At 40.1% G+C, this 12455-nt stretch carries 10 protein-coding genes; 2 read left to right on the top strand and 8 right to left on the bottom strand.

Features of this window, described 5'->3' with window-relative positions; genetic code table 11:
• Positions 1–80: 80 nt before the first annotated feature.
• Positions 81–1466, top strand: a complete 1386-nt coding sequence (locus C8D97_RS17105; RefSeq protein ID WP_109765029.1) for an alanine/glycine:cation symporter family protein — start codon at positions 81–83, stop codon at positions 1464–1466.
• A 27-nt stretch (positions 1467–1493) separates the two neighbouring features.
• Here C8D97_RS17105 and C8D97_RS17100 read toward each other — a convergent pair whose 3' ends face one another.
• From C8D97_RS17100 to C8D97_RS17090, 3 genes are read right to left on the bottom strand one after another with little or no spacing between them, the layout of a single operon-like run.
• Positions 1494–2819 carry a serine hydrolase domain-containing protein gene (locus tag C8D97_RS17100; RefSeq protein WP_109765028.1) on the bottom strand — a complete coding sequence of 442 codons (1326 nt, stop codon included), beginning with the start codon at positions 2817–2819 and terminating at the stop codon, positions 1494–1496.
• The gene (locus tag C8D97_RS17095; RefSeq protein WP_109765027.1) at positions 2816–3028 is read right to left on the bottom strand and encodes a helix-turn-helix domain-containing protein; all 213 of its coding nucleotides are present in this window, start codon (positions 3026–3028) and stop codon (positions 2816–2818) included. The genes C8D97_RS17100 and C8D97_RS17095 overlap by 4 nt, the downstream gene beginning before the upstream one ends.
• The gene (locus C8D97_RS17090; RefSeq protein WP_109765026.1) at positions 3028–3663 is read right to left on the bottom strand and encodes a DUF2975 domain-containing protein; all 636 of its coding nucleotides are present in this window, start codon (positions 3661–3663) and stop codon (positions 3028–3030) included. The genes C8D97_RS17095 and C8D97_RS17090 overlap by 1 nt, the downstream gene beginning before the upstream one ends.
• A gap of 272 nt (positions 3664–3935) precedes the next feature.
• Between C8D97_RS17090 and C8D97_RS17085 the strand changes: the two genes are divergently transcribed.
• Positions 3936–4124, top strand: a complete 189-nt coding sequence (locus C8D97_RS17085) for an alanine:cation symporter family protein (protein ID WP_109765025.1) — start codon at positions 3936–3938, stop codon at positions 4122–4124.
• A 139-nt stretch (positions 4125–4263) separates the two neighbouring features.
• On the opposite strand, the gene C8D97_RS17080 is transcribed toward C8D97_RS17085, so the two are convergent.
• The 5 genes from C8D97_RS17080 to C8D97_RS17060 all read right to left on the bottom strand — a co-directional run.
• Positions 4264–6249 (bottom strand): TonB-dependent receptor domain-containing protein, encoded by a 1986-nt coding sequence (locus C8D97_RS17080; RefSeq protein WP_109765024.1) that lies wholly within the window; start codon positions 6247–6249, stop codon positions 4264–4266.
• Positions 6250–6402: 153 nt separating this feature from the next.
• A complete protein-coding gene (locus tag C8D97_RS17075) occupies positions 6403–6732 on the bottom strand; it encodes a hypothetical protein (RefSeq protein ID WP_109765023.1) in 330 nt (109 codons plus the stop codon).
• 75 nt (positions 6733–6807) lie between these two features.
• Entirely contained in the window at positions 6808–7377 is a 570-nt protein-coding gene (locus C8D97_RS17070; protein ID WP_109765022.1) for a porin family protein, read from the bottom strand.
• A gap of 82 nt (positions 7378–7459) precedes the next feature.
• Positions 7460–11998, bottom strand: a complete 4539-nt coding sequence (locus C8D97_RS17065) for a carboxypeptidase regulatory-like domain-containing protein (RefSeq protein ID WP_109765021.1) — start codon at positions 11996–11998, stop codon at positions 7460–7462.
• Positions 11999–12302: 304 nt separating this feature from the next.
• Positions 12303–12455: transposase (locus C8D97_RS17060; protein WP_280951647.1), on the bottom strand; the 153-nt coding region annotated here is incomplete at its 5' end.

Genomic DNA, 12455 nt, shown 5'->3' with positions numbered 1-12455 from the left:
AAACTGTTGCTTCGTTGAAAATTGTGAGCGCTGTTAAGTAGTGTCCGACCAACCAATAACAATAAAAAGGCCATCAACAAATGTTAGATACTGTTAACGGAATATTGTGGGGCAAACTACTCATCGTAATGCTGATCGGAGTGGGCGTTTGGTTTACCGTCGCGTCACGATTTGTGCAGTTTCGATATTTTGCGCAAATGTTCAAAGTGTTTAAGCAGGGCATGCGGCACGAAAAGGGTCGAGTCAGTTCATTTCAGGCCTTACTGGTAAGTGTCGCCGGTCGCGTGGGTGCCGGTAATATTGCTGGGGTTGCCGTTGCCATTACACTGGGCGGGCCCGGCGCTATATTCTGGATGTGGATGGTCGGACTGATCGGCATGGCCACCAGTTTTTACGAATGCACGCTCGCCCAAATTTTTAAACAATCGGAAGACGACGGCACCTATCGCGGCGGTCCGGCCTATTATATGCACAAAGGCATGAATCAAAAATGGATGGGAGTTATCTACTCGGGCTTACTCGCCTTAAGCGTTGGTACAGCACTCATCGCTTTGCAATCTTTCACTGTTGCGTCATCATTTAACGAAAGCTTTGGCGTCCCCACTCATTACACCGGCATTGTTCTGGCTATTGTCACCGCACTGATTATTTTTGGTGGCATAAAGCGGATCGCCGAAGTGGCCGAATGGATTGTGCCCTTTATGGCCATTGGTTACTTTGTACTGGGTGTGTTTGTGATTGGCCAAAATGTCGAAAAAGTCCCTGAAGCTCTAATGCTTATTGTAAACAGTGCCTTTGGGCTTGAACCTGCCATAGGCGGTGGCCTGGGTGCTGCCATATTAATGGGTGTGCAGCGGGGATTATTTTCAAATGAAGCCGGATTGGGTCACGCCGCTAATGTAGCTGCGGTTGCCCATGTTAAACATCCGGTGAATCAGGGTATTGTTCAATCGTTCAGTGTTTTTATTGACACCATGATCCTTTGCACCGTCACGGCCATGATCATTTTATTGTCGGACATCAATATTTTAAGTGGTGATATCGGCGGAATAGCACTGACTCAAATTGCTTTAAGCGAACACATAGGCGACTGGTCTGGTATTTTTGTCACCATCGCTTTAATGCTGTTTGCTTTTACCACCATTTTGTATTTGTATTACTTAGGCGAAAACGGCCTGAACTTTTTTAGCCGTAATAATAAACCATTGTTTAATGCCTACCGCGTTATTATATTGCTGCAAATCGTATGGGGCTCGCTGCAAGATCTCGGCACTGTATTTGCTTTTGCCGATTTAGCGGTAGGGTTACTTGCACTGGGTAATCTAATTGCGCTGGCGTTCTTATTTAAAACCGGTCAAAAAGCACTGAATGATTACGATCAACAATTAAAAGCTGGTGTGAAACAACCTGTATTTAATACCAGTGAATTGCAAGATGTTAATTTAGATCGTCAATCATGGAAGTAATATTCTCATAATAATTTATAAATGAGACTATTGCTTTTTAACCAGATAGAATACTTTATTCTGGTAGCGCATGATTGCATCGAAAGAGTCACTTTTTGACATTGAAAAATCAATTGTCAACGGCATTTCAGCCATCTCAAATTTTTTGTCGGTAACACCAAATAATCGAGTACGACGCACAACTTTATTATTTGGTGTTTTTTCCAGATAAATCATTTGCCCCTCATCACTAATAAAATTAAATGAATTACCCTCTGGATCACTTTTTAAGAAATATTCACCGACTAATGGCGCTAAACTTTCATGACTGAGCATTCTTGCTGGAGGAGTTTCAAAGTCTGGCAGATCAATACCAGGATTAATTAAGTGTAAAGCAATTTGCTGCAAATCATCATCAGCACTCGAGTTGCTTAATAACACAACACCAGCTCTATTATCCGGTCGATACCCAATAAAGGCCTGATAGCCGTTGCCATCACCACCATGATAATAACTGATAAAAGAATCATCTTGATGTTTCTTCCAGCCAAGTTTTTCAAATGAAAAGTCTTCGACTGACTTTGTACTGGATAGATTTTTAGATGCAGGTTCCATTTTAACATTTAAAAAGGTAATTAAGTCATTTGCAGTTGAATAAAGACCTCCAGCACCATGGGCAATAGATGGAACTTCTGATCGAAAAGACTTTATCGACATCATAACGTGATGCGGACTGGCTAAATGCTCAAAACTAGCTTGATAGCCAGTGTCTTTAAGCCCCATAGGCTTGAGTACTTTTTTTTCAAGTAAAGAGGACAGATCTGCCTCAGTTGTTTCCATAAGAGCCAATCCTAATATTGCAAACCCCGCATTTGAATATTGAGTATTGCTCGGCAGAGTGACTTCTCTTTTCAATAGAGCTAAAAGTTCTGAAGCATCATTATTCGCTAGAGCATTGCTTGAAATTTTTCTTGGTAAGGCAGCTTTATGATCCGCAAGCTGCCATAACTCAGTATTGGCACCATCGTTAACTTGAGGCCAAATTGTTTTTAACTGTGTTTGATAAGTTACTACTTTATCTCTTACCTGTAGATGCAGTAATTCAGAAGTGAATAGTTTTGTTAACGAGCCAATAGCAAATTGCGTATTCTTGTTAATTGCTTTTTCTTTTCCAGCCTCAGCAGTTCCGTAACTATAAAAATAGGAACCGTTTGGATTAGTTAGCCCAATTACGACACCCGGCCGATGACCACTATTAACCGCTTTTTGAATACTACTTTTTACATTCTCGGGAATAGTCGTTAACTGTTCCGTCTTTATATTTCTACATCCGATCAGCAATACTGATGTACAAATAAATATTAATATTTTCATTCAGAATCATCCTTATACTCTAATAAATCACCAGGCTGGCATTCGAGGATGCGACAAAGAGCTTCCAAAGTCGCAAAACGAATGCCTCGTACATGCCCATTTTTCAACAATGACAAATTGGTTGCTGATATATCCATTGCAGATGCTAAGTCTTTCATCTTTATTTTTCGACGCGCCATCATCACATCAAGGTTTACAATAATTGTCATTAGATAATTTCATCGCTGTCGAGTTGTAAATCATGTCCCACTTTAAATGCCTGAGCAATCACCAAAACAAACATGCCAGCGACTAAGTAGCCCATATCAAAATCTGGGTAAATAAAATACTGAGCTCCATCTTCTGTCAAAAATTTTATATGAGTCATATAAAAGTCTGCCTTACTGACTGCACTGGGCGAAAACATATAAAACCGAATAAATACTTCCATGAACAACCAAGCGGGTAACAATGCCAACAAATAGCCTGTGCGCCTTAAATATCGGATACTACTCGAATTAAATGGACGACCGCTTTGAATATCACTCACTACCTGACGCAAACTCCAGATAATTGCAGTAACAACGCCACCCACTAATAAAATATTCATCGCTCGAATAAAGCCGAAAGTAATCGTAGTGGTACTTACGGTTAGTACGCCCTCTGTCAACTCAACTGACGACGACTGGCTCGCTTCGGCAACCATAACAGCCTCACTCCCCTGCCCAGAAACCACCGACCAGGAAGTTAACAAAGACTCGTTCAATAAAGGTAAAGCAATAGCGGCAACAGCAGAAATCATCGTCACAGCAACAGTGAGCACCACTGATAAGGTTAAAAATAAAAGCAAAACACGAGCAGACATAACAACACTCACTTGATGATTACGAACCTATACTCTAGGCTAAAAAATAGCGAAAAACAACATTTTTATTACGTTTTGCATAAATATTATTTCGTAAAACAATATCTTTTTAGAGTGCAATTAGTAATTCTAAGCAGTGAATCAATTGCCGCAAGATGCGTATATCAGTGGTTTGATAGCGGCTAACAATCAGCAGTTGGCATTGACATGTCTTTACTTGTGAAGTAATTGTTTGCAATATTTTCAGGATAAATAGAATTTACGATAGGTAAATAATCCCTGTAGATTTAGCGGTAGGATTGCTTGCACTGGGTAATCTAATTGCGCTGGCGTTCTTATTTAAAACCGGCCAAAAAGCACTGAATGATTACGATCAACAATTAAAAGCTGGTGTGAAACAACCTGTATTTAATACCAGTGAATTGCACGATGTTAATTTAGATCGTCAATCCTGGAAGTGATGAAGAGAACAGCATTCTTTACTTAACCTCTTATCGTAGTAAAGAATGATTGGCCTAGACATTATATTTTTTTGATTACGCTAAATTCCAATGTTGAATTAACTAAAACAATTTTTAACTGCTTTCCTCCCCTCTATAATTAAGGGAGCATGGTCCAGTGAACACTAAAGCCGACAGTGCGTCCTTTAGCCCAAGTATCTAAATCATCATTTGACGCAACATATAATTTATTTAAAGCATTGTCGATGTAACCCGAGAATGTCCACTGTTGATCCAACATATATTGCAGGCGCAGCGCTATAATATTAGCATCATCAGTTGCCGACTCTCCGATACCCACATCACTTTTTTCTCTACGATATCGCCAATTAAAACCTAAATCCCACTGTTCAATTTGATAACGATAAGTCACCGTCAATTCATCTGCAGGTATATCGGAAAGCCAACGACCGTTTTCATCCTTTCCTATATATCGATTATAATCTACTTTCCAAAAATGCTCTTTTTTACGCTGTTGATAGCGAATTTCAAGACCTGAAATATTACCTTGATCACGATTGAGATATGAATTTCGACCATCTTGAAGTTTAACCCGCTCGATATAATTATTTACTTTCATATGAAACATCTGCAATTGCAACTGACTTGACTTATAAGACCATTTCACCCCTAAATCAAAGTTAGTAGAACGTTCAGTTTCTAGCTCAGTAACAGAAACTACTTCACCTCGTGCTGTAGTTCCCGTATAAAACCTTTCCGACAAAGTTGGAAAACGAAATCCGCTTGAAAGATTACTTGTTAATATCCAGTTTGAGGATAGTGTTGTGTCTAAACCGATAAAAACACTCGATGCTTCATCGGTTATGCTTTTTGAATGACCAACGGATTCCTGATGCCAATTATAACGAGTGCCTATGTGCCAATTTGTATCACTATACTGGAAGCGACTTGATAAAAAGATTCCTATATCATCTAGCTCCCCACTCTTCATTATTGAAAACCACTGACTATTTTCATCATTAATTTGTTGTTCTCTCTCGGTTGCATTTACCGAGCGTCTGGCGAACCAATCCAGACCTAGTGTTGTTTGGGAATGTTCAGAAAACCATAGAGGTTGGCGAAAATTAGCACCAAAGTCATCAGACTGATTAATGCTTGTATTAATTCGCTCACCAACGCGAACGTTCTCAGAAATCAAATCGCTTGGATGCCAATATAATGCCCAGCTGGCTCCTGATTCTTGATTCGCTGACAATCGAATCAGTCGATGATCATCTTTAGGATAAGTCGTCACACGTTCGCTTGGATAACGTAAATTTGACTTACCAATATTATCTGTTTGAGCCTCCAACCAAATGAACTCGTAGTGGGTTGATTCAGCATCCCACTGCTGCTTCCAATAAAAGTTTTTCAACTCAAACCTATCATTTAGTTTTTGACCATTAGCCGCTTCGCTATTTGCTGCCTTGCGATGAGAAATACCAAGTGCAGAAGAACCCTCTTGATGCAATAGTGAAAAATACCGTGCATTCCCTTGTGTTTGAAATCCACTACTAATTCTTGTTCCAACAGGGTCAGCCATATACATATTTGCAGCTCCCCCTAAAGCGCCCGTACCAAAAAATGTTGAAACAGGCCCTCTAACAATATCAATTGAACTTAGCATAGTCGGCTCAATAAACGACGCAGAGATCCCTGCTCTTCTTTCAGTAACCAGAGGAATGCCTTCAACTAATGTTCGCACTCTATGTTTAGCCACACCTCGGATAGACCAAGTTTGAAATAATCCTCCCTGCCCATTAGCAGAAACACCTTGAGCATTTTCAATAAAATCTAAAATTGAATCAGGTTGTTCAATAATATCATTAAGGTTTATATTTTCTGCAGATACTGTCTCAGGTGCTTTCGATAACAAAGGATCTTCAATCAAGGTTATTGTTATTTTGTCTTCCACTGATTCCGAAGCATGACTACCATTCTGTTGTTTACTTAAGCTTGCTGGAGATGAGGCACTTAAATTTATAGAAGTAACTAGCGTAACACTTAATATTATAGCAGCCGCATAATAACAACTGAGCTTTGGCAAAAAGCAACTAAACATTCTAGATTTTTGATTAATAAACATTCTGGACTTCGTTATGATACTCACAACTTTTCTAACCAGATAAGGCTGTGAATAATTTTAGATTTAATAGAGAAGAAAATTAAGCTTTGAAAGCTGGACAAATAAGATAGAGAGAATAAATCGACTTACTCTATCACTGGCTAATGAATAAAACTATTCACTTTTATTTTCACACTTTTCAGAAGAGCTATGATCTTTAGCTTTACCACCTTGAGTTTTATCATCTTTATTTTCAATAACCTTATCCTTTCCCTTGCAAAAAGTACCCTTTTCTTCCAGTGGAAATTGATTAGGGACTTCATATGTTTCTTCACTCTTTTCTACATTTCCTTCGTTATGTTTAATTGGTTGAGATGTTTTGCTTTCAACCTTAGATACTTTTGGCGTTTTTTTCTCAGAGTCTTTCGATGTCATATTTTCATCATTGTTAGTCGTACATCCAATAGTAAATAGCATTAAGATAACTATAACGGTATTTTTCATATCAATCTCAAATAATAAACCATATACACTGTTGTTAAAATTCAGGTGCCTGTAGATACAAACACCTGATGATGGTTAAAAGTTATATCTAGCACCTAAAACTATAATATCACTATCTGACTCTGTCTTATAATCAATATAAGCTGAAAGCGAAGAATTAAAGTTATAGTTTCCGCCCAGAACGACATAGTTTCGATCCATATCTGCATCTCGCTGAAATTCAACTACACCTTTTAATTCAAAACTGTCAGTTAGCAAAGCCCTTAGTCCAGCCTCAACACTAAACCCCTTGTCATCAAAGTCACCAGCGAGTCGACTGCCTAATTCAGCAACAATATAATTTGCTTGCAAAAACATTGACATGTCGTTTTCTAAAGGGTGAATGTAACCAACGCCTAACTTAGAGTAGTTTACATCAACACCAATATCTGATGTCGAATTATATTCACCAGCAATAAAAACGTTTTCCATCCATTTATATGAGCCAGCAATGCTATACCCTGTAAACTCACTTGGATCACCAGGCAAGCTTTCGAGCTCTACTGTTGAATAGCCTGCTTGTAAATAGTCAAACGAAATATTATCGTTTGCACTAATTAATGAGCTTGCTATTAACAAACCAGCAGAACAAATTAATTTATTCATAATACACTCCTAAATCTAATTCTTAATATTATTCCAAAAATTGGGAGTTACATGAGTAACTCCCAATAGGTTCACTTTAGAATTAGATTGCGGTTTGACGACGACGATACATCATCATCAGTGATAAGAATGCCAGCACAGCCCCACCAATAGCACCACCACCTTTCGGTTGATCGATAATACTAACAACCATTGTGGTTTTCGTCCCCATTTCGGAACCGCCCTGTGGGTTGGATAACATCAAAGTAAAACTTTTATGCTCATTCAGCTCGAAAGTTGGAACGGTTATTGATTTGGCAGAGGTATCCATATCAGACCATACCAGCGTTCCTGAAGTTGCAGTGTAATCAGTTCCCGCGGTAGCTGAGCCATTTGATGTCGCATAATCAACCGATATTGAGAAGTCAGCTCCCCCAACACGCTCAACCATTACCGTAGCATCTTCACCTTCGTTAACATCAACTGATGTAACAACAAACTGTGTAGAACCAAACTGCGGCTCATTCAAAGTCATAGTTACAGGTACAGTTTCAACGCCATAAGGAGTGTTATTAGCAAATACAATTGACGCAGCATATTCTCCAGCCATCATTCCAGCTGAATCAAAAGTAACCTCAATATCATTTGCATCGTCAACACTAAGCTCTCCTTCAATGGATGATAATGACAACCAGGGCACATTATTCCAATTACAAACGCCGGTTTCACCAGATTCAAATCCAATAGCAAACTGCTGATTTTGCTCAACCATCCACAGGTTACCTTCACAATCAAGATCCAAACCAGCTTGACCAAAGTCAGTAATCACATCATCAACAACTCCATCAGAATCAACATCTAAAGTAATGTTGTACCCACCAAGTTTAAATAATGTTGGAGATGCAGCATCAAGCACTACAATATCAAAGTCGCCATCTGATGAAGCTCCGTTTACACTAACAAATAAGTGTCGGGTTTCAGGATTATAAGCCAAACCAGCAATTGCCAACCCAACATTTATCGAGCGTAAAAGTTCTCCGTCGGTTGTAAACTGATGAATGATGCTGTCATTCCATGAGCCTGAGTAGAATGTATCTGTTACAGGATCATAGGCTAAACCACGTTGTGAAACACCAAATGCAGGACAGATAGTATTACCAGTAGATATTAGGGCTTCTGTATCTAACTCGTAAATACAATTATCGCCACCCACATTAACCGACCACAACTTACCCGTACGCTGATTAAACGCGGTGTCTGCATGGAAAGACTCTACCCATCCAGAAACATCTATGCTTTCGCCTGTTAGCACGCCTGACGAATCATACTTATGTATTGCATCAGCACTTGCACCACCTGCGACCAAATCACCAACCCAGAATTCACCAGTATTGCGATCCGTAGAAATACTCCAGCCTAATGCTAACTCGGTCGGAAACACACCAACAATATCACCTGGGGCAAAACTCTCTATATCGAGCTCTACGTGATGTCTGATTTTCTTGGTTGTAAACTCATTCAAGTCTTTAGGGCCAAAGTGACGTGTAGTTGAATGAAATGGACCTGTCATCAACTCAGTAGCATCACCTCTAATAAAGAATGCATTGAACTCTGCCTCAGCGGAACCCGAGTTCGTAACAGAAAGAGTTTCAGAGCTGCTACGTCCTGCTGTTTGTTCAACAGACAATGTTTCGGCACTGGTTTCCAGTAAGCCTGCGTTTAATGCAACAGGCGTTGCCAAAGAGATGTCGGAGGCGTCAACACTTGCTATCTCATACATAGGCAATGAAACAGTAATATCTGTCGCATCGGTAGGAATAAATGCTCTAAAGTAACCGTCACTGATTACATCATCACCCGGCGTCGCTGAAGACATTGCAACTAGCTCACCTTCAACCTGAACTTCTGCGTTGTTTAAGCTAGTACCAGTATTTGCATCAATCACAAAACCAGAAACAACCGACCCATCAGCTACAACACAAGCACGGTTGCCAAATCGAACATTATCGATAACAGCGTACCATTCCCAATTTGCATTATAATGACGGAACCTAATCTGGAAGCTTGTAGCTCCAGCAATATTAGCGGCAACATCAATTGAGTTTGGTTCAATTGCTGCTGTTGCACTTAAAGAGCCAATATTTGTCCAGCCACCATTATCCACATTGATATCAATATCAACTGAATCGGCTCCTGTGAATGTTCTAAAATATGAATCAAACTCAAGAACAGTAGTTCCCAAATCTGCCACATTAATCACTGGCGAAACAAGGGAAGTATCACCAGTCACACTTTGGCCAGCAGCATCGCTATCACTGATCGCAGCATCTGACTCAAAGCCAAGCGATCGGCCAGAAGCACTATAAGAGCTCCAAACTAAACCACCGCTGTTCTCATCGATAACGCTCCAGCCTTCAGCAGGAAATACATCAAAAGCTTCAAAAAATGCAGGGTCTGACCATTCGTAGCCTAAAGCTGTACAGTTTGAATTAGGCATTAGTACAAAGTCTTCATTGCTCATTCCTGCTTCAGGTAGTACGTCGCGATCAGCCGACATATAGCCACCAGAACCAACTTCACTTACAGAAAAAACAACCGTTGTGCCTTCAAACAATGAAATAGAGTACTCTCCAGTACTAGGATTCGTATAAGCAGTTAATACATTTCCAGGTACAGTAACGTCAACCCGCGCATATAATGCAGCCGTTAGACCACCACCATCAGAAACATTTCCGGTAACCACGACAGCGTCTGCTGGGGTTAGCGAAATATCTCGATCCGTATCTTGCTCTTCCTCTACAGTAGACGAAACCGGAGTAGACTCATTCCAACCATATCGAGATGCAGTAACATCATAATCACCAATAGGAAGTGTTAAGCTATAATTACCTTCAGCATCAGTCTGAGTTGAGAACAACCCGGCTGTGACAGTAGCGTTGGCAATAGCATCGCCTGAATCCGCATCAGTAATTGTGCCTGATAACTCACCTCTAGGCCCCGCTGTACAAGAAGGCTCTTTAAATGAAGAAATTCGAGTTGACCAAGCCGTTGATCCATCATCACCAGCTTTATAATATTCGGTGGTAAACCAGAATGTACAATCATCAGTTGGGTCAATACTCATACTGGAGTAGTCACCCCAACGGCTTGCTCCTGACTGAGAACCTTCGCCTGTGTGTAAAGTAATTTCATTTGTTAAAGTATTCGCAGGGTCACCAGCTAAACGGCTAGCAGCATTAATTGATGGTACCCGAGTGCTACTCGCTATACTGTAACCAAACGCAATATTTCCATTTACGTCCATCGCGCCACTTCCCATCCAGCGAGACTCAGTATCAGGCGCGAAAGTGCCTTCATTCACCAAGCTTGCGTTTCCAGCTACTTGATCAACATCTATCTCATACCAACGTAGCGCAGCTTGGTCGGCATTTGGGCCAGCTATATTATGAGTAAAAACTATTTTACCTTGTCCATCCAAGTTTCGATAAGCAGCACGAAACATAGAACGAATACTTAACGAATCTAAATCTTGACCATTTGGCTGTGTAACAGCTGGAGCACTACCATAAGGCGTAACATTAATAGTAGTTACCGGAGTAAATGTTGAGTTAGCTGTATTGTTCCAGTCAACATCAAACTCCCAAACATGGAGACGATCTGTTTGACCAGTATCGGCACTAGACCAAATAAAGTATTGGTTAGAGCCATCAGGTGGTGGCAGTAAGCCATCAATATCCAATGGCATAGGTGTAAATACAGTTGGAACATTTCCGTCCATATCAAACTTAACTTGTTGTGCAGGAGCACCTACTAACATTTTTTCTCGCTCGTAAGCAACAACACCACCACCTTGGAAAGAAAATCCATTGGTAGAATCGAACTGGTTAACCCCCATGTAATAACCATCAGTCCAAACCCCAAAATGCGGATAATCATTCATTAACTCTCCGTATTCGAAATCATAAAGGTAATAACTTCCTGTCGGATCATTAGTGGTTGAAACAGCTATACACTGATGATTATCAGTGCCGTTTAAAGCAAACTGACTGATCATCCAACGATCAGCTGCGCTATCGTACAAAACAATAGGATCGCCATTGTTGTTGGTTTCACATATACCGCCAAAACCTGTCCATAAAGCATTAATCGCTGTTGGGGCTAATAATTCGTTTCCACTTTTGTCAAAGACTGCTAATGCAACATTAACACTCTGAACATAATGATTAGGGCCCACATCACCATTAGTATCAGGTGGAACCGCACCAGTGACGTTCGCGACACCGTCAAAACTAACACCTAATTCAGGTGCTAATCGTCGGTAAGGCGATTTTTCTAATTGAGTTTGTGCAACCGGATCGACAAAATTTTCCGGTAAGCGTAAATCTTCGTCTTTGAAAGGAAACCTGTTAGGAACTTCCCATGTTTTATCATAACCTGGAACCTGCTCTCCAGACTGAGTCATTTTAAATTTACGTTGCTGAGTAATTTTAGGTAATGGCTTTGCCGCTTCCCGTAATGGCTTTGATACCTTTACTGGAGCTGACATCACTACAGACTTCGAAACCTCTAAGTTAGAAGCATCTGTAACCATCGCAAAACTACAAGCAAACACCCCAAAAGTGGTTACAATTGTTTTTTGCATTTTGATTATTCCAATATTGATTTAACGATTGTTCTTTCATAAGGCACAAGGAAGGCAGCTTTTTAATAGCACTCATTTGCCATATGAATCCATATCAAGCAAATACATACTACATCTGACTTAACTAAGTAAAAATAGTAAATATTCACAAGCCCTCTGATCTTCTTTTTGTAGACACTCGATGGGTTATAAAAAAGCGAGCCTTAAAGCATTATTTAAATATGAGAGAGTATTGCCACTATTTCCTATAAGACGCAGCACCCAATCCCATACCGAGATAAGTAACCTCAGATCTGCATAAGATTTAAAGCCGAGTTACATTGATGCTCGGCTTTTGTTGCTTAAATGTATAAGCAATCAATCCGGCGATTAAGTGCACCATAAACGATATACAGCTACGATGCCTGGTGTGCTCAATTTGAGCTATATTTTTTAACTGGTCAAAGACGGTTTCAAT

It is taken from the genome of Pleionea mediterranea, from assembly GCF_003148745.1.
Lineage (GTDB): Bacteria > Pseudomonadota > Gammaproteobacteria > Enterobacterales > Kangiellaceae > Pleionea > Pleionea mediterranea.
The sequence above is the reverse complement of the archived record's forward strand: the minus strand, read 5'-3'. Positions and strand labels throughout refer to the sequence as shown.